This window comes from Kitasatospora sp. NPDC101176 (assembly GCF_044768035.1).
Lineage (GTDB): Bacteria > Actinomycetota > Actinomycetes > Streptomycetales > Streptomycetaceae > Kitasatospora.
Genome location: NZ_JBIWPA010000040.1, coordinates 36,744 through 55,055, shown reverse-complemented (window position 1 = coordinate 55,055; position 18,312 = coordinate 36,744). Strand labels below are relative to the sequence as shown.

17 protein-coding genes are annotated in these 18,312 nt (G+C 72.5%); 7 read left to right on the top strand and 10 right to left on the bottom strand.

The window, feature by feature from the left end; genetic code table 11:
* Positions 1-6 precede the first annotated feature (6 nt).
* A complete protein-coding gene (locus tag ACIRS1_RS34825) occupies positions 7-759 on the bottom strand; it encodes an aquaporin (protein ID WP_402846311.1) in 753 nt (250 codons plus the stop codon).
* On the bottom strand, positions 756-1,142 hold the full coding sequence (locus tag ACIRS1_RS34820) for an ArsR/SmtB family transcription factor (protein WP_402846309.1): 387 nt from the start codon (positions 1,140-1,142) through the stop codon (positions 756-758). Before ACIRS1_RS34820 ends, ACIRS1_RS34825 begins: the two co-directional genes overlap by 4 nt.
* An 89-nt stretch (positions 1,143-1,231) precedes the next feature.
* Between ACIRS1_RS34820 and ACIRS1_RS34815 the strand changes: the two genes are divergently transcribed.
* The 3 genes from ACIRS1_RS34815 to ACIRS1_RS34805 all read left to right on the top strand — a co-directional run bounded on the left by ACIRS1_RS34815 (position 1,232) and on the right by ACIRS1_RS34805 (position 6,111).
* Entirely contained in the window at positions 1,232-1,741 is a 510-nt protein-coding gene (locus tag ACIRS1_RS34815) for an ArsI/CadI family heavy metal resistance metalloenzyme (RefSeq protein ID WP_402846307.1), read from the top strand.
* 322 nt (positions 1,742-2,063) lie between these two features.
* Positions 2,064-5,198, top strand: coding sequence for a tetratricopeptide repeat protein (locus ACIRS1_RS34810; RefSeq protein ID WP_402846305.1), 3,135 nt, complete (start codon positions 2,064-2,066; stop codon positions 5,196-5,198).
* Positions 5,199-5,544: 346 nt separating this feature from the next.
* Entirely contained in the window at positions 5,545-6,111 is a 567-nt protein-coding gene (locus tag ACIRS1_RS34805; protein ID WP_402846303.1) for an EF-Tu/IF-2/RF-3 family GTPase, read from the top strand.
* 34 nt (positions 6,112-6,145) lie between these two features.
* Here the strand turns inward: ACIRS1_RS34805 and ACIRS1_RS34800 are convergent, their stop codons facing one another.
* The gene (locus tag ACIRS1_RS34800) at positions 6,146-6,826 is read right to left on the bottom strand and encodes a TetR/AcrR family transcriptional regulator (protein ID WP_402846300.1); all 681 of its coding nucleotides are present in this window, start codon (positions 6,824-6,826) and stop codon (positions 6,146-6,148) included.
* Between the two features lie 156 nt (positions 6,827-6,982).
* Between ACIRS1_RS34800 and ACIRS1_RS34795 the strand changes: the two genes are divergently transcribed.
* Complete coding sequence (locus tag ACIRS1_RS34795) at positions 6,983-8,017, top strand: NAD(P)-dependent alcohol dehydrogenase (RefSeq protein WP_402846298.1); 1,035 nt, start codon at positions 6,983-6,985, stop codon at positions 8,015-8,017.
* Between the two features lie 250 nt (positions 8,018-8,267).
* Here ACIRS1_RS34795 and ACIRS1_RS34790 read toward each other — a convergent pair whose 3' ends face one another.
* From ACIRS1_RS34790 to ACIRS1_RS34770, 5 genes are all read right to left on the bottom strand, one after another.
* A complete protein-coding gene (locus ACIRS1_RS34790; RefSeq protein WP_402846296.1) occupies positions 8,268-9,242 on the bottom strand; it encodes a hypothetical protein in 975 nt (324 codons plus the stop codon).
* Complete coding sequence (locus ACIRS1_RS34785; RefSeq protein WP_402846347.1) at positions 9,239-10,543, bottom strand: MFS transporter; 1,305 nt, start codon at positions 10,541-10,543, stop codon at positions 9,239-9,241. The genes ACIRS1_RS34790 and ACIRS1_RS34785 overlap by 4 nt, the downstream gene beginning before the upstream one ends.
* 2 nt (positions 10,544-10,545) lie before the next feature.
* Positions 10,546-11,922 carry a discoidin domain-containing protein gene (locus ACIRS1_RS34780; protein ID WP_402846294.1) on the bottom strand — a complete coding sequence of 459 codons (1,377 nt, stop codon included), beginning with the start codon at positions 11,920-11,922 and terminating at the stop codon, positions 10,546-10,548.
* Between the two features lie 407 nt (positions 11,923-12,329).
* A complete protein-coding gene (locus ACIRS1_RS34775; protein WP_402846292.1) occupies positions 12,330-12,734 on the bottom strand; it encodes a nuclear transport factor 2 family protein in 405 nt (134 codons plus the stop codon).
* A gap of 63 nt (positions 12,735-12,797) precedes the next feature.
* Entirely contained in the window at positions 12,798-14,021 is a 1,224-nt protein-coding gene (locus tag ACIRS1_RS34770; RefSeq protein WP_402846290.1) for an alpha/beta fold hydrolase, read from the bottom strand.
* 555 nt (positions 14,022-14,576) lie between these two features.
* Here ACIRS1_RS34770 and ACIRS1_RS34765 point away from each other — a divergent pair.
* A complete protein-coding gene (locus tag ACIRS1_RS34765; protein ID WP_402846288.1) occupies positions 14,577-14,801 on the top strand; it encodes a hypothetical protein in 225 nt (74 codons plus the stop codon).
* A 618-nt stretch (positions 14,802-15,419) separates the two neighbouring features.
* Positions 15,420-16,031: a hypothetical protein gene (locus ACIRS1_RS34760; protein ID WP_402846286.1), complete on the top strand. Its 612-nt coding sequence runs from the start codon at positions 15,420-15,422 to the stop codon at positions 16,029-16,031.
* Positions 16,032-16,059: 28 nt separating this feature from the next.
* Here ACIRS1_RS34760 and ACIRS1_RS34755 read toward each other — a convergent pair whose 3' ends face one another.
* Positions 16,060-16,938: a helix-turn-helix transcriptional regulator gene (locus ACIRS1_RS34755; RefSeq protein WP_402846285.1), complete on the bottom strand. Its 879-nt coding sequence runs from the start codon at positions 16,936-16,938 to the stop codon at positions 16,060-16,062.
* A gap of 102 nt (positions 16,939-17,040) precedes the next feature.
* On the opposite strand from ACIRS1_RS34755, the gene ACIRS1_RS34750 reads away from it, so the two are divergent.
* Positions 17,041-17,736: an SDR family NAD(P)-dependent oxidoreductase gene (locus ACIRS1_RS34750; RefSeq protein WP_402846283.1), complete on the top strand. Its 696-nt coding sequence runs from the start codon at positions 17,041-17,043 to the stop codon at positions 17,734-17,736.
* A 29-nt stretch (positions 17,737-17,765) separates the two neighbouring features.
* On the opposite strand, the gene ACIRS1_RS34745 is transcribed toward ACIRS1_RS34750, so the two are convergent.
* Complete coding sequence (locus ACIRS1_RS34745) at positions 17,766-18,191, bottom strand: hypothetical protein (protein ID WP_402846281.1); 426 nt, start codon at positions 18,189-18,191, stop codon at positions 17,766-17,768.
* Positions 18,192-18,312: the final 121 nt, after the last annotated feature.

Sequence of the window (18,312 nt, the reverse complement as noted above, 5' to 3'; positions counted from 1 at the left end):
CGGGGTTCAGCGGCTGGAGACGCCGGTGGGGTGGTGCTCGCCGTGCGGGACCACGACGTCCTCGGCGGCAGCCGCGGCGGGGCGGCCGAACAGCACCGCGACCAGGGCGACGCCGACCACCAGGCCGACCAGCTGGGCGGCGATGAACGGCAGCACCGAGCCGGGGGCGATGCCGGCGAAGGTGTCGGTGAACGCCCGGCCGATCGTCACCGCGGGGTTGGCGAAGCTGGTGCTGGAGGTGAACCAGTAGGCGGCGCCGATGTAGGAGGCGACCGCGACCGGGGCGAAGTGCGCGCGGCCGGCGCGGGCCAGGCCGAAGATCAGCAGCACCAGGCCGGCGGTGGCGACGACCTCACCCAGCCACAGGTGCGGCGCCGAGCGGTCGTGCGTGGACCAGCGCACCAGCGGCTCGGCGAACATCGCGTCCGCCAGCACCGCCCCGCCGATCGCCCCGAGAGTCTGCGCGGGCACGTAGGCGGCCACCTCGCGCGGGCTCGGCCCCTCGCCGTCGCGGCGCCCGGTCCACCACGCGGCCAGCGTGACCACCGGGTTGAAGTGCGCCCCGGAGACCGGGCCGAGCAGCGCGATCAGCACACCGAGCCCGAACACCGTGGCCAGCGAGTTGGCCAGCAGCTGCACGCCCACGTCCTGGGACAGCTTGGTGGCCTGGATCCCGGAGCCGACCACGACGGCGACCAGCGCGCCGGTCCCGACGAACTCCACCGCTGTGCGGCGGCCCGGCGGCGCTGTCTCGGTCATCTCGCGACCTCCGCCGAAACGGTGCCGGCCGGGGCCTGGAGCAGGGCGGAGAGCTTGGCGAGCGCCGGGGGCAGCACCCAGTAGTAGACCCAGGTGCCGCGCCGCTCGGAACCGACCAGGCCGGCCTCGCGCAGCACCTTGAGGTGGTGGGAGATGGTCGGCTGGGAGACGTCGAAGGGGCCGGTCAGGTCGCAGACGCAGGCCTCGCCGCCCTTGTGGGAGGCGATCAGCGACAGCAGTCGCAGCCGCACCGGGTCCGACAGGGCCTTGAACATCTTCGCCAGGTCGGCGGCGGCTTCCTCGCCCAGGGGCTCGCGGACCATCGGCGAGCAGCATGCCGCCGCATCGTTCTGGCCGAGCACCGACAGTTCCAGATTCGACATGTGTCTATGTTGACAGCCATCTATTCACAGAGGCAAGCTCGCTGTATCGACAGACGTCGAAACAATGATCCCGGATCGGGGAGCCCGCCATGTCCCGTGTTCAGCTCGCCCTGCGCGTCGCCGACCTCGAAAGCTCCATCACCTTCTACTCCAAGCTGTTCGGCACCGAGCCGGCCAAGCGCCGCCCCGGCTACGCGAACTTCGCCATCGCCGAGCCCCCACTCAAGCTCGTCCTCATCGAGGGCGAGCCGGGTGAGGACACCCGCCTGGACCACCTCGGCGTCGAGGTCGAGACCACCGAACAGGTCAACGCCGCCACCACCCGCCTCACCGAGGCCGGCCTGGCCACGTTCGAGGAGAACGACACCTCCTGCTGCTACGCACTCCAGGACAAGACCTGGGTGACCGGACCCGGCAAGGAGCCCTGGGAGGTCTACGTCGTCAAGGCCGACGCCGACACCCTCGGCAAGAGCGCCAACGGCGCGCCCGACGCCTGCTGCGGCACCACCGCCTGCTGCACCCCCGACGAGGAAGCCCTCGACCCCACCCGAAGCCCGGCCGAGACGAAGGCCGCAGCCGGCTGCGCCTGCGCAAGCTGACGTGTCGTGAGCGAAGGCGCACAGGACGGTCGGCGCCGCCACGTACGGTTCCGGCGGCGCGAACGACGTTCCGATCGTGTTCGTGAACCAGTAGGCGCTGGTCCGGGTGAGCAGGTCCTTCTCCTGGAACGGGACGCGGCCTGGGCTGGCGGCCACAGGGCCCCTTGAGGGCCTCCGTCCTCAGCGCGGTGCGCGGGGTGCCGCGGTCGGGAGACGGCTGTTCAGCGTTCGCCCCCCCGGGGGCAGGGCGGCGGGTGGGACAATCCCTCCTCCGGGGGAAGGGCCTCTGCGGGAGGCGGCGTCGTAGGCGGGGCGGACGCGGATGCATCGAGAAGCGCGGCGGGCGGCAGCCGAGCCGCACACGGGAGCCGGAGCGGGTGAGCCCTCCGGGGTCTCGAACCTGGTCGACGGCAGCACCGTCCACGGGGGCGTGTTCCAAGCCGGCCGGGACCTCGTCATCGACAACAGGACCACCGCGCCCGCTGTTGAGGTCCGGTGGCCGGTGCTCGTCGGCCGGATCCCCAGCCTCGCCGGGTACTTCCAGCACCGCCCCGAGAGCGGGATGCTGCGGACCGCTCTCGAAGGCGGCGGGAAGACGGCGGTGCTGGGCCAGGTCGTCACGGGCACCGGCGGCGTCGGCAAGACCCAGCTCGCCGCCCACTACGCCCACCAGGTCCTGCAGACGTCCCTCACGGCCGCAGCCGGGTCGGCTGCGGCCGTGCCCGGACCGGCGACGCCGGACACTACCGGCACGGACATGGCCCCGGACGGCGATGGGGCCGGCGGGACCTCCCCGGCGGCCTCGGTACGGCGGACGGCGCCGGTGGACCTGGTGGTGTGGGTGAACGCCGCCACGACGAACGCCATCACCACCGCCTACGCCCAGGCGGCCCGCGCCGTCGCCCCCGGCCAGTACGACGGACAGGACGCCGAGGAAGCCGCCCTCGGCTTCCTCGCCTGGCTCCAGGTCTGCGGCCGGCGGTGGCTGATCGTCCTCGACAACGTCCCCGACCCGGCGGCGCTGACCGTCCTGTGGCCGCCCGACACGGAGAACGGGCGGACGGTGGTCACCACCCGCAGCCGCCACGGCACCTGGACCACCACGACCCGCACCCTGCTCCCGGTCAACCTCTACACCCCCGAAGAAGCCCTCGCCTACCTGCGATCCGCCCTCGACAACCCCGAACGCACCGCATTACGCGGCGCGGACACCGACGAGCAGCTCACCGCTCTGGCTCAGGACCTCGGGCACCTTCCCATCGCGCTGGCCCAGGCCGCCGCCTACCTCAACGACACCGCCCGCGCCATCCCCCGCTACCGCGCCCTGCTCGCCGACCGCGCCCGCCGGCTGGAAGAGAACCTGCCCGACCGCACCGGTCTGCCCGACCAGCAACAGCACACCATCGCCGCCCTGTGGGACATCTCCATCGAGCAGGCCGACCGCACCCGCCCCCAAGGCCTCGCCCGGCCCCTGCTCGAACTCGCCTCCGTCCTCGACCCCGACGCCGTCGCCGACACCGTCCTCACCACCGAAGCCGCCCGCGCCTACCTCGCCCGGGCCCGGAGTACATCGACCGGCGAAGCCATCGGACCGTCAGCGGACAACGGCGACAACGCCCCCGTGACAGCGGGCCCGGGCCGGACCGACAACGAGATCCACCTCCTCGTACCAGTCAACCAGGAGAACGCCGAGGACGTCCTGCGCGTCCTGCACCGCCTCAACCTCCTCGACCACACCCCCGCACCGGCCCGGACGGGTGCCATCGAGGAAGCGAGTACCGCCGACGACCCGCCCGGCGGCGGGTGGGGGGCGGTGCGTGTCCACCGCCTCGTCCAGCACGCGGTCCGCGACAGCGCCCCCGCCCGCGAACGCCGCGCCCGCCTCGTGCGGGCGGCCGCCGACGCCATCGAGCAGGCCTGGCCCGACGAGGACCATCACGACCGGAACCTCGCCGCCGTCCTGCGCGCCAATACCGCCACCCTCACCGCCCACGCCGGCGACCACCTCTGGCACCCCGACGGCCACCCCGTCCTCTTCAGGGCCGGCGACAGCCTCCTGAACGCAGGCCTCCACGCCACCGCCTACTGGCAGCACCTCACCGCCGCCGCCGAACATGCCCTCGGCGCACACCACCCCCACACCCTCACCGCCCGCAGCAACCTCGCCTCCTCCTACAAGCAGGCCGGACGCACCCAGGAAGCCATCGACCTCCTGCAACAGGTCCTCACCGACTGTGAACGCGTCCTCGGCGCACACCACCCCCACACCCTCACCGCCCGCAACAACCTCGCCTCCTCCCACCGGCAGGCCGGACGCACCCAGGAAGCCATCGACCTCCTGCAACAGGTCCTCACCGACCGCGAAAACGTCCTAGGACTCCACCACCCCCACACCCTCAGCACCCGCGGCAACCTCGCCCATGCCTACTGGCAGGCCGGACGCACCGACGAAGCCGTCACCATCGAGGAACAAGTCCTCACCGACTATGAACGCGTCCTCGGCACACACCACCCCCAAACCCTCACCGCCCGCAACAACCTCGCCTCCTCCTACCAGCAGGCCGGACGCACCCAGGAAGCCATCGACCTCCAGGAACAGGTCCTCACCGACCGCGAAAACGTCCTAGGACTCCATCACCCCCAGACCCTGTCCGCCCGCAGCAACCTCGCTTCCTCGTACCGGCAGGCCGGACGCACCGACGAAGCCATCGACCTCCAGGAACAGATCCTCACCGACTATGAACGCGTCCTCGGCACACACCACCCCCAAACCCTCACGACCCGCAACAACCTGGCCCACTCCTACCGGCAGGCCGGACGCACCGACGAAGCCATCGACCTCCAGGAACAGGTCCTCACCGACTGCGAACGCACCCTCGGCACACACCACCCCCAAACCCTCACCGCCCGCAGCAACCTCGCTTCCTCGTACCGGCAGGCCGGACGCACCGACGAAGCCATCGACCTCCAGGAACAGGTCCTCACCGACTGCGAACGCACCCTCGGCACACACCACCCCCGAACCCTCACCATCCGCGGCAACCTCGCCACCTCCTACCGGCAAGCCGGACGCACCGACGAAGCCGTCGCCCTGCTGCGATCCGTGGTGAGGGGGCGGGTACGGGTTCTGGGGTCAGGTCATCAGGGCACGGCGGGTTCGCGGGTGGCGCTGGCGGTGCTGCTGACCGGACGGGGCCGCTCTCTGCTGCCCGGTGACACGGCGGGCGCGTGGCGGGACGCCGCTGAGGCGGTCCAGGCCGTCGGCCCCTGCTTCACCGAGAACCCCGGCATGTACGGACCCGCCCTCGGCCACGCCTACCGACTCGCCGCCGATGTCCTCGACGCCGACGGGCAGTCCGACGCCGCCGCCGAGTACCGCCTGCGCGCCTTCTGCACCGCGGGGCGGCGGCGTCCCAGCGCGCCGGGGACCACAGCTGAGTCCTGGGACCGGCCGTAGACGGGCCCGCACCAGCCGCGCGGAGTGGGCGTCGGCCGGCGGTGACGCGGCCGGCACCCGGCTTTCCTGCGTGCCGGGCCGCCCCGGCGGCGCCGGCCGACCAGCCGGGCGCGCTCACTGCGGAGCAGCGGGCCGCGTTGGAGACTGTCCGCAGTCGGATCCTGCGGGGCGGCCGCAGAAGATGCGACGCGTCCGGTGCCGATGACCCGTCAGGAGGCGTCCCGGAGAGGCGCCTGACCTTCCAGGGCCTCGAAGCGGACGGAATATGAGCGGCACGGGGCGGGGGCCGACTGATAGAACACCGGTCCGGAACCTTGTCACCACCGACTTCCCCCCGGAGTGCGCGATGCCCGAGTCCGAGACGTCCTTCCTGATGACGGTCGAGGACGTCTTCGGGCACCACCCCCACGGGACGTACGTCGCCGGCGAGGTCCTGCAGGGCGTCGTGCGGGTCGGGGACGAGCTGGAAGTCGTCGGCCTCCTGCCCACCCGCCGCATCACGGCCGCCACGTTCGGGGTGTTCCGCAAGCAGCTGGCCGAGGCCCGGGCCGGCCAGAGCATCGCGGTCCTGATCCCCGGCATCAACCGCACGCAGGTCGCGGTCGGCCAGGTCCTCGCCACCCCGGGCACGGTCCGGCCGCACAGCCGGCTGCGAGCGACACTCCACGCGGACACGGCGCTCGGCACGTCGCTCCAACTGCGCTTCGCGAAAGGGTCGGAGGCGGTGGAGGCGACGGTGCACCTGCCCGTGGGCACCGACGTTTCCGCGCTCGGCCGGCCCGTCGAGATCACCCTGGACCGTCCGGCCGTCTTCGAGCAAGGGACGGAGTTCGGCGTGGTGGTCCAGACCCGCGACGTCATCACGAGCACCCGCCGTCTCGGCACCGGCCTGGTCACCGAGGTGCTCGACTGACACGTCCGCGCGGAGGTGTCGGCCGCCGCGGGGCTCACTCCGCGTGCGTCGACGTGTTCGGGCCGGCCGCGGCGAGGCGGTGCTCCAGGCCGTCGAGGATCAGGTCCAGCCCGTAGTCGAACTCGGCACCGTAGTCGTATCCGGGCCGCAGCACGTGCTCCCGGGTGAACTCGGCCAGGTGCGGGTAGCGCTCCGCCGGGAACTGGGCCAGGAAGTCCGGTACCACCTCGCCGACGTCTTCCGGGGTGAACGGCAGCGCGGCCTCCGTCAGTGCGAAGCCGTACGTGTAGCTGTCCAGCAGGGAGAAGGCGTGCGCCGCCAGCGGGAACGAGAAGCCGCCGCTCCGCAGGGTGGCGAGGACCGCGTCGTGGTGGCGGAGCGTCGCGGGGCCGGGGTGCGTGCGCGACTCCATCAGCGGGGTCGCCCACGGGTGGCGGCGCAGTACCGCCCGGGCCGAGTGGGCGCGCCCGCGTAGCGCCGGACGCCAGCGACCGTCCGCCACCGGCAGGTCGATCTCACCGAAGACGACGTCCACGATGCCGTCGACGATCGCTTCCTTGTTGGCCACGTGGTGGTACAGCGACATCGGTTTGACGCCGAGTTCGTCCGCCACGGAGCGGATCGTCAGTGCGGCGAGGCCGCCCGCGTCGGCGACGGCGATCGCCGCGTCGAGCAGCCGCTCCCGACTGAGCGGGGTCCGCTTGGTGCCGGCCATGTCACCTTCCGCCCGTGGATCCGTGATGTGTGGACTCGTGACGCCCCCAACCGTGACGCCTGGAGCCGTCCTGCACGGAGTCGTGTTTGACAACGGCGTCCAGGGTACCTTACTAAGTAAGTCGTACTTAGTACGGCTGCAAGGGAGGCGGGACCGATGGGAACCACCGGACACGAGAAGACGGACACGACCGGCAGACCGGAACCGGCCGGGGGCACGGAGTCGATGCGGGCGATCGTCCAGGACGGCTACGGCTCGGCCGACGTGCTGCGCCTGGCCGAGGTGGAACGGCCGACCGTCGCCGCCCACGAGCTCCTCGTCCGGGTGAGGGCCGCCGGAGTCGATCGCGGCACCTGGCACATCATGGCCGGCCGGCCGTACGCCGTGCGGGCTGCCCTGGGGCTGCGCCGTCCGCGGAACCCGGTGCTCGGGATGGAGCTCGCCGGAACGGTCGTCGCGGTCGGGAGCGGCGTGACCGGGTTCGCGGTCGGTGACGACGTCTTCGGCATCGGCCGTGGCTCCTTCGCCGAGTACGCGGCCGCCCGCGCGGACCGGGTCGCCCACAAGCCGGCCGGCATGGCCTTCGAGCAGGCCGCAGTTCTGGCCATCTCCGGGACCAGCGCGCTCCAGGCCCTGGGCGGGCCCGGTCGTGTCCGGCAGGGCCACCGGGTGCTGGTCATCGGCGCCTCCGGCGGTGTGGGGGCGCACGTCGTCCAGCTCGCCAAGGCCTACGGAGCCGAGGTCACCGGCGTCTGCCGGACGAACAAGCAGGACCTGGTCCGCTCCCTCGGCGCGGACCACGTCATCGACTACACCCGCACCGACTGCACGGCCGGCGACCACCGCTACGACCTGATCGTGGACACCGGTGGCAACACCCGGCTGTCCCGGTTGCGCCGCGTGCTCACCCCGCGCGGCACCCTCGTCATCGTCGGGGGCGAGGACGCCGGCGACTGGCTCGGCCTCGGCCGGCAGTTCCGCGCGCTCCTCCTGTCCGTCTTCGTCCGCCAGCGGCTGACCATGCTCACCACCAGGCAGCGGAGCGCCGACCTGGAAGTTCTGGGCGAGCTGGTGGAGAGCGGCCGGCTCACCCCTGTGGTCGGTGACACCCTCCCGCTGGCGCAGGCGCCCGAGGCGGTGTGCCGGCTGGAGGCCGGGCAGGCGCGGGGCAAGATCGCCCTCATGGTCTGACGGGTGTCACAGGCGCAGTCCGACGGTAGCGCGGTTCGGCGGCGGCGATGACGGAAGGCTTGAGGCGCCGCCGCCGCGCCCGCCGTGCGGCAGGCCTGCGGCCCACCCGACCTCCTCCCCCACCCCGAGCCGCCGGCCACCGCATCTTCTGGGTGATCGTGCGCCATCGCGGAGATCACCTCGTCCACGCCCACGGGGCGGCGCGGCCCACCGTCCCGGGCCGGTGCGGCGGGCGGCGGGCCGGCGGGCGTCAGGCCGGCGGGGGCGGGACGGTGACCGGGGAGGAGGCGCCGGGGAGGAGGAGGCGGGGCGTGCCGGTGCCGTCGGCCGGGGTGGCCCAGACGTCGGTGGCCTTGCCCGCCCGGGCCGGGAGGGCGTAGGCGAGGGTGGCGTCGTCGAGCCAGGCGGCCTGGTCGTCGACGCTGCGGGTCTCGGCCAGCGGGTGTTCGTGGAGGTCGGCCAGGTCGAGGACGTGGAGGCGCCAGGGCGCGGCGGGATCGGCGGAGACCTTCTTCTTGAAGGCGATCCGGGTGCCGTCCGGGGAGAGCGAGGGGCATTCCACGTTCTCCCGCAGGGTGCGGGCCGACCAGGCCTTGAGATCGCCCTCGACCAGGTGGGTGCGGCCGGCGGTGGAGACGGTGGCGTAGAAGCGGTTGTCGTCGGCGGCGAAGTTGACGCCCCAGTAGTTGACGTCGGCGGCGTGGTGGCGGGTGCCACCGATCGTCAGCGGGATCTCCTCGACGGACTTGATCAGGTAGCCGGTGCGCAGGTCGAGGATCGACGTGCGGGTGGAGAAGCGGTCCGCCGCGTAGGAGTCGCCGACGGCGAAGGTGGTCCAGGAGAGCACCTGGCCGGAGGGCGAGACCCGGGCCCGGTTGGGGATCCCGGGGACGATCACCGACCGGAGCTCGGTGAACCGCCGGTCGTAGACCACCGCCTGGGTCCGGGCGGGGGTGCCCGGCAGGGCGCGCAGGCACAGAGCGCGGTCCCCCGCGGCGTAGAAGCGGGCGCAGGACGGGCCGCCGGGCTCGCCGCCCGGGCTGCGGGCGACGCGGCCGGTGGCGGTGTCGCGGTAGTAGAGACCGGGCTGATCGAGCGTGAACGAGGCGTCCGCGGCGGCGAGTTGTGGTCCGCCGTCGCGTTGGCGGGCGTGCACCACGTAGCCGAGGGAGCCGCCCAGCAGGACGAGGGCGGCGAGGACCAGCAGGACCGTTCGCGACTTCATCGGCGCGCCTTCCTTCCCGGGAGGATCCGCCAGGCGGCGGTGAGTGCGGTGGCCAGGGCGAGGGCGGCCGCGACGAGGGCCGGACGCGGCCCCCACCACGTCCAGGCCGCGCCGAACCCGGCCGCGCCGACCAGGCGGGCCAGGGCCTGTCCGGTCTGCAGGACGGCGAGGCCGCCCGCCCGCCCGGCGGCCGGGAGCGCGGGCGCCGCCAGCGCCATCAGCACGCCGTCGGTGGCGGCGTAGAAGACGCCGAGGAGGACCAGGACCAGCACGGCGGCCGGCAGGCCCGACGGGGCCAGGAGCGTCAGGTAGGCGGCGAGCAGCGCGCCGTGGCCGAGGAGGAACGGAATCCGGCGTCCGGCGCGGTCCGCGATCCGCCCGGCGGGGACGGCGAGCAGCAGGTAGCAGGCCGCCGCGCCGAGAGGCAGCAGGGGGAAGAGCGCGGCCGACAGGTCGAGGCCGCGTTGGAGCAGGAGGTAGAGGAAGGAGTCGCCGACGGTCGCGGCGCCCAGCAGCGCGGCGGCCGCGACCACCCGCCGGAAGGCGGGGTCGGCAGTCGGCCGGGCGGCCGTGCCGGCCAGGCCGGTCAGGCCGGGTGCGGCGTTCGGCCCCGCGGACGGGAGCGCGGACGGGACCGGGCGGGTCGATGCGGCCCGCGGTGGCGGCGCCGACGGGTCGGCCGGGACGAAGAGGCCCAGCACCACGACACCGAGCAGGCCGGTGGCGAAGCTGACCACGAACACCGCGTCGTACGCGTCCGCGGTCGCCCACAGCACCACGAAGGCGACCAGCGGGCCGAGCAGCGCCCCGGTCGTGTCCATCGCCCGGTGCACGCCGAACGCCCGGCCGAGGGTCTCCGGCGGTGCGCTGAGCGTGATCATCGCGTCCCGGGGTGCGGTGCGTACGCCCTTGCCGAGCCGGTCCGCGGCCAGCGCGGCGGCGATGCCGCCGGCGGCCCCGCCGGCCATCAGCAGCCCCAGCCGGGAGAGTGCCGACAGCAGGTAGCCGGCCCCGGCGACGGTCCGGTGCCGGCCGGAGCCGCGATCGGCGAGCCGCCCGCCGAGGAGCCGGACCAGTGCCGTGGCTCCGTTGAACAGTCCGTCGAGGAAGCCGAACTGGAGGGGTGAGAGGCCGAGACCCAGGACCAGGTAGAGCGGCAGCACGGCGGTGACCATCTCCGAGGAGACGTCCGTGACCAGGCTGACCGCGCCGAGCGCGACGACCGTGCCCGGGACGCGCCGCCCCACCCCGGCGGGGCGGGGCGGCGCGTCCGGACGACGGCCCGTGGTGGCCAGGTACATCATCAGTGGCAGCTGTAGGTCGGGCTGGTGTCCTTGGCCTTGCCGTCCGTCCCGACGAAGCTCCAGCCGTACCCGGAGTCGGTGAGGTCCAGCTTCAGCACGCCGTAGTCGCCGCTGATCCGCTTCTGGCTGTTCGGCTGGACCTGCTCGATCGGGTACGGCTCGGCGCCGCCCATCCCGCCGACGATCTCGACGATCCCGTCGGCGGTGGCCTTCCCGTCCGGGTCCTGCGGGGCGAACCGCTCGTAGTGGTGGTCGTGCCCGTTGAGCACCAGGTCCGCCCGGGCGTCGTAGAGGATCCGCCACACCGGCCGGGAGACCGGGTCGTTGCCGTGCCCGCCGGAGGAGTACAGCGGGTGGTGCCAGTAGGCGGCGACGCACTTGCGGGTGTTGGCCGCGAGGTCGGCCTTGAGCCAGTCGATCTGGGCGCTCTGGTCGAAGGCGTTGGAGTCGAGGGCGACGAAGTGCCAGTTCCCCTCGTCGAAGCTGTACCAGCTCTTGCCCTGTGGGTAGGCGATGCTGCCGAAGTACGCCTTGTACCCGGAGAGCGAGCCGGCCGGGTCGTAGGTCTCGTGGTTGCCGGGGACGGGGTGGGTCTTCGCCTTGAACGCGCCCCAGCTCTTGTCGTAGTAGGCGCGGAAGTCCGACAGCCGGGCGTCGTCGTACTGGTTGTCACCCATCGTCAGGTAGAACATCGGGTCGATCTTCCGGGCGAGGGCGGCGGTCTTCGGGTGCGCGCAGGCGCTGTCCGAGGCGGTGCACTGCGCCGCGATGTCACCGGCCGCGACGACGGTGAACGCCCCGCCCGGGGCGGTCCCGGTCGGCGACGGCGTGGCGGTCGGCGACGGCGTGGCGGTCGGCGAGGGCGTGGTGCCCGTGACGCCGTAGACCTCCAACTCGAACAGCGAGTACCCGTAGGACGTGCCGCGGGCCGTGCCGTACATCCGGACGTACCGCCCCTTGCCGGTCAGCCCGGTCCAGTCGTCCGTGCCGCCGTCGCCAGCCGCCTCCTCGGCCACGGCGGTCCAGGCCGCCCCGTCCGCCGACACCTCCAGCCGGTACGCCTTCGCGTACGCGGCCTCCCAGGTGAGCTTGATCCGCGAGACGGTGGCGTTCGCCCCGAGGTCGACCCGCAGCCACTGCGGGTCCTTCCCCTCCGCGCTCGCCCACCGGGTACCGGTGTTCCCGTCGAACGCCTTGCCCGCCGCGTAGGACGAGCCCTCCGTGGACGAGGCCGTGGCGGCCTTGCCCCGCGAGAGCAGCGGATCGGCCGCCGCTCCCGCCCGCCCGGACCAGCCGAGCAACAGTCCGCCGACCAGCACGAGCACCGCGGCGAAGACTCCGATGTGAACAGGCCTTACCGAGACGTGGGGACGCATCCCTGAACTCCCTGACCTCGAACGACGGCGAGAGCTGGACTCCGGCGGGGCCCGCACGCGATCCCCGCCGGTCGAGCGGTGGTTCCCTCACCACCGCGGCGGCCGGGTCAGAGCTCTCGCTGAGCGCGTCACGCCCCCGATCGAGGGCGCCGCGCCAAGCCGCCGCCAAGAGCCTAGTAAAAAGTAAAGTTTCCTGACAATAGTCCGGGGGTGCCGAATCCCGCACGGATCGACGGGCACCGACCTACGGGCATCCCGGGGCGGCGGCCCGAAAACACCCCCGGGGGTACGGTGGAGACAGAGGCACGAGGTCGACCGGCGCACCCCGGTCGAGGCGATGGACCCGCAACCGCCGGTCCGCGTCACCGGGCAGCCCGTACTGACACCGGGTATCGGCGGTGCGTGGTTCAGCGGGCGCTGCCGAGGTCACGGTCGCTGGCGGCGCCTTCGAGCATGAGGGTGGTCTCCTCGATGCGGCGGAAGCGGCCGTCGGGGGCGAACTCGGCGAAGAGGTAGACCTCCATGCGGACGGTGGAGCCGTCGGTCTTGGTGATGGTCATGGTGTGGCGGTCGGCGTAGAGGGTGCCGTCGGTGAGTTCGTCGTGGACCTCGACGGAGCCGCCGGCGACGACCGAGCGCAGGTGGGCGATGTGGGCGAGGAACTCGGTGCGGTCGGCCCACTCGCCGTCGGTGCGCTGGCGGTAGTCGGGGGCGAAGTGCCGGTCGGCGGCCTCGTCGAGGTCCAGGCCCGGGGTGAGGAGGAGGTCGGTGAGGGCGGTGCGGATGTCGGTGTGGACGGCGGTGAAGGTCATGGCAGGTCCTTGGGGAGCGGTTTCGGATGGGGGTCTGCGGCGTGGCGCCTGGCGGGGCAGGTGTCAGGCGCTGGTGGTGGCGAGGGTGTCGTCGAGCCAGTCGAAGATGCGGGCCAGGGCGAAGCGCATCGCGCCGGGGTGGCAGTGGGCGCCGGCGCCCTCCGCCACGGTGAAGTGCATCAGGGTCTTGGGACAGGTGAGGTGGTCGTAGAGCTGTGCGGGCTGGCCCTTGAAGAACTCGTCCTCTTCGGCGTCGCAGACCAGGGTGGGGCACTGGATCTTCTCGGCGATGCCGCCGGCGACGGTGTAGTCGAGGTAGGAGGCGTTGAAGGCCCGGGGGGTGTCGACCCCCATCACGTACATGCCGTGGTTGAACGCCCAGCGGGCCGTGGCGTCGGTGGTCATGAGCCGCTGGAGGGCGGCGTCGAGCTCGGGGGCGCTCTCGGCGCGCAGCAGCTGTTCGGCCTGCTCGCGGCTGCCGGGGATGTTGCGGACGGAGAACTGGCCGAGGTCGAAGACGCCGTCGACGGCTATGCAGGCGGCCAGGCGGTGCTCGAACGCGGCGGCCCTGGGGGCAAGCAGGCCGCCCATGCTGGAACCCAGCAGCGCGATCCGGCTGTTGTCGACCTCCGGAAGCGTCTCGGCGAAGTCGATCACGGGGGTGATGACGTTCTCCCAGTCAGGGCGGAAGGCCAGGCCCTGGCGGTGGCGGGGGCCGGGCTGGCCGGGGCCGTCGAAGGCCAGCACGGTGTAGCCGCGCTCCACGGCCGCCAGCGCGCCACCGAAGTGCATCTCCTCGGCGGTGCCGTCGAAACCTGAGTGCATGATCACGGTCGGGCGTGGCGCGCCGGAGGTGTCGACCCGGTAGAGGTAGCCGGGCAGGGTGGTGCCCTCGTAGGGGATCTCGACCGGCTCGATGACCGGGGTGAACAGCGCGGCCGCCGCTCGGAAGCAGGCCACGCTGCGGTCGTAGGCGTGGTCGTGGCGGGGGTCGCACGGGTTGCCGTGCAGGAAGAACTCCGCCGAACGGTAGTAGTTGGAGGCCCGCAGGAACCCGTCCCGGGCGCTGACCTTGTGACCTGCCTTCAGTGCGCGCTCGGCCTCGCCGGCCACCCGGTCCGCGGTGGCCAGCCACTCGGTGTGCCAGCTGTCGTAGTCGCCCTCGGTGATGCGCTCGCCAGTGGCGACGACCTCGCCGAAGTCGGCTCCGCCGTAGGCGATGTGGCTCATCGAGCGCAGGGTCTCGTACCAGAACTGGGTGTTGTTCGGGAACAGCAGGTTCTTCATGACGGCCTCCTCGGCGTTAAGCACTGATCTGTGCTTACGAGAAGGACTGTAGATCCTCCAGGCACCCTTAGGCAAATATCTGTGCTTGACGACCCGCGCCACCCGGCCGCCCTCGCCCTGGACCACCTCGCCGAAGAGCACACCGGCCCCGCGACTCCCCACCGCAAGACACCGGGGTCCAACCGGCCTTCCCGCACGGCCTCATGGGCGCCCGCAGGACGACCGTCGCCATCGCCGGCACACCGCCTCGGCCCGGCACGGAGCCCTCGGCCGGTGAAGCCGCGCCCGCACACCTCGGCAGCACGGCCACAGCCACACACTCGCGGCCGGTACCGGCCGCACCCGGAAACGGGGCCCGTGCTTCGGCGGTCGGGCACTGCGGGTGAGGCCGATGCCGGAGGGGCCGCCGCCTCCCACCTCAACCGCCTCGCCCACGCCTTCGAGATGCCGTGGACGACGGCTCCCGTGCGAAATGGCGCACACCGGGTACCACCGCTAGGGGCCGAACGGGTGTGTCCGGTGGCGGCGCCGGCCGTCCGCGGCGACCGTCCAGACATGACCATCACCAGGCGCATCGCCGCCCTCACCTTGCTCACCGCCGCCGCCCTGCCCATCGACACCGGCCTGGCCTCCGCCACCCCGCAGACCCGCCACCTCGACCCGCCCGTCTCCGTCCAGGACTGCGAGGAGGGCGGCGGTTGGCTCGCCGTCGACATCAGGGAGCGGCGCCTGTTCTGCCACGGCGGCCAGTACAACGACCGCTACATCAAGGAGCTCTGACCCTGTAGGACTCGCCACGGGTGTGCCCCCGACCGAAGGCCGTGCGGCCCCAAAGCCGCACGGCCTTCCTGCGTCCGACGCGGCAGGTACGTGGGAAGTCAGCGGGGCCGACGCCCCGTGCAGGGGTGATCAGACGGTGTGGAGGACGCCGGCCGCCCCAGGCGGGAGCCTCGCCCACACCGGCGGCGCCGGCGGCCGGAGGCTCGCCTACGGCGCCGTCGGCACGGCCCTGTTCGCCGCCGGCACGGGCGCCGTGGTGGTCGCTCGCCGCCGGACCGCCCGCCGCTGAGAACCCCTGCCGCCGAGGGGACCCCTGCCGCGGTGACGGACCCGCCGTCAGTGCTGCGAGAAGGGGGGCGCGACCCCCCGCCGGCCGGCTCCCCGGGAGGTTGGCCAAGTGACACGGTGCTCGGCCAGGCGCGGCAGGCTACTTGGCCGAGATCTGCGACCTTTCGGGAGGAGGAGGGAGGACACCGCGGCGCCGGACGGATAGGGCGCTCCGGTTTCGACGGTGTCCGTCGAGGGGCTGAGCAGGGCGGAGAGCAGGGGAAGGGGTTCGGACGGTGGGCGCGCGTATCGTGGGATCCGGAGTGTGCGGAGAGCTGGGGGAGATGGACGATGCGCACGGTGGGGCGGGCGGCCGCGTACGCGGCGTCGGCGGCGTTGTTGGGCGGAGGGGTGGTCGTCGTCGTCCGCAAGCTGGCGGGCCTCGCCCACCGTAGCCAGGGTCAAGAGGGCGTCCCGCTGCTGGTGCTGCTTGTCGTGATGGCCGTCTACATCACCCGGATGGTGCGGAATCACGACATAGACGGGTGGATTGCCTCGCTCTGCGCCATCGCCACGGTCATGCTGTACGTCCACATCTCCCTGCTGGACACCCGGGCGTTGCGCGAGCACGGCCTGGAGCAGCACGCCCGGATAACCAAGGTGCAAACGAGGTTCAACGCCGACGACAGCGACTACCAGGTCTACACCCTGGAAGCCCTGGACGGGCCTCCGATCGACCGGACGGCCCAGGGCCGAAGCGGTTCGGGTGAGGTCGGCACGATCATCACCGTCACCACCGACCCGTCCGGCCAGGTCGCCCCGAAACCGGGCGGACTGCCGAGCGCGGCCACGCAGCTGTGGCTGGGCCGGGTCGACACCGCCCTCACCGTCCTCCTGGTCCCGGTTCTGGCCGGCTGGACGAGGAAACGCATCGGGAAGTGCCCCCGCGCGCAGGGCGCGTGACACATCGGCGACGCCGCCCGTCCGGTTGTCACGGTGCCGAGATCAGTCCGGGCCCCGGAGGCGGGGAGTCGCCGACGCGAACACCGCTCGCGACCCGTAGGAACTCCAGCTTCTCCGCGTCGGCGGAACCCGCGGCCACCGTGTAGACGACGAGACGGACGTCGCTGCCCGGGACGGTGAGCACGTCGCAGTCGCACGTCACTTCGCCGACCTGCGGGTGCACGACGGTCTTGCGGGCCGAGACGTGCCGACCGACCGCGCCCTCGTCCCACAGTCGGGTGAACTCCGTACTGGTGGAACGCAGTTCCTCCACGAGGTCGACCAGTCCACGGCTGTGGGGGTACGTGACCAGGGCCGCCCGCAGATCGGCGACGAGGGCGGAGCGCAGGGTGTCGCCGTCCTGCTGCACGGGCCAGGCGGCGAGCCCTCCGGGCCCCGACGCGAAGACCGCCCGCACCAGGTTCCGCTCGGTGTGCGTCCGTCCGCTGGGGTCGCCCAACAGCGCCGCCCATGCCGGAGTCCAGGACAGCAGGGTCCAGTCGGCGCTGAACACCCCCACAGGGAACTCCCCGAGACGGGCCAGCATCCGCTGGACCCCCGCCGGGACGTGCGTGGAGACCGTCCCCTCCTGCGGGGGCAGGAGGCCGGCCAGCCGGTAGGCGTGATCGCGCTCCTCGGGTTCCAACTGCAGGGCCCTGGCCAGGCTTGCGACGACCTGCGCCGAAGGGTTCGCGGCGCGCCCCTGTTCCAGCCGCACCACGTAGTCGACCGAGAGCCCGGCGAGCTCGGCCAGCTCCTCACGCCTCAGCCCCGCCGCGCGCCGCCCGGGCCGCGCAGTCCGCCCGACGTCCACGGGAGAAAGCCGGTCGCGCCAGCGGCGCAGTGCCCTGCCAAGAGTCTCGTCCACCCGGCCATTGTGTCCGCCGGCCGGCCCCTGTGCCTGGTACCGGCAGTCCTACTGTCGCACAGGGCACTGGCTCCCCTCCCGCCGTCGGCCGACAGTGGACGCATGACGACCACATTCATCACAGGTGCCAACAAGTCCCTCGGGTACGAGACCGCCCGCCGACTGGTCGAAGCGGGCCACACCGTCATCGTCGGTGCGCGCGATCCCCGGCGCGGCCGGGCGGCCGCCGACGCGCTCGGTGCCCGGTTCGTGCAGATCGACGTCACCGACGACGCCTCCGTGGCCGCGGCCGTCGCCGACGTCAGGGCTCACGAGGGGAGCATCGACGTCCTGGTCAACAACGCGGGAATCCTCGGCACCCCCAACGCCGCCGACCAGATCACGGCCGCGGACGCCAGCGCGGTGTTCGAGGTCAACGTCGTGGGGATCGTCCGCGTCACGCACGCGTTCCTGCCCCTGCTGCGGGAGTCCGCGAACCCGGTCATCGTCAACGTGTCGAGCGGCATGGGCTCCTTCGCGGCCACCCACGACACCGAGCGTGTCGAGGGCCGGTTCGTCGCGCCGCTCTACACGGCGTCGAAGGCCGCGGTGACCATGCTGACCACGCAGTACGCGAAGTCCTGGCCGGACGTGAAGGTGAACGCGGCCGACCCGGGCTACACGGCGACCGACTTCAACGGTCACAGCGGCCCGCAGACGGTGACCGAGGGGACCGACGCGATCGTCGAACTCGCCACCATCGGAACGGACGGGCCGACCGGGACCTTCCGTGACCGGCACGGCGCGATGGCCTGGTGAAGTCCTCTTCCGCGGTGGTTCCGCGTCCTTCAGCCCACCTGTCTGGTCGTGCCGACACACAGCGCCCAGATGACGAAGGCATCTATCGCGATCAGGACCGCCGCCCAGAACGGATAGTGGGGCAGCCACAGGAAGTTGGCGATCATTCCCAGTCCGGCTACGACGACGCCGACGGCCCTCGCCCACACGGCGCCGCTGAAAAGCGCCGTCCCGGCCAGAACGAGGACCGCCCCGAGGATCAGGTGGATCCATCCCCAGCCGGTGGTGCTCCACGAGTACGTGTAGTGACGGGTGACCACCACCAGGTCATCGTTCGCTATGGCGGCGATCCCTTGCAGGACCGCCATGATGCCCCCGAAGAGCAGCATGACCGCGGCGAAGGTGGTCCATCCGCCCGCGTAGGCTCTCTCGACCGTTCGGGTTCTGTGGTCGGTTCCCGTGACGTTGCCAGCCATGATGTGGACTCCTTCCAAAGCAACCGCGTCACCCGACACGGGCGATCTGCTCGGAGACTCCTCCTCCAGGCTGCCACGCACCGTCGGCGACCCGCGAGGGCAGGCCCCGGTCGCCCGCCTC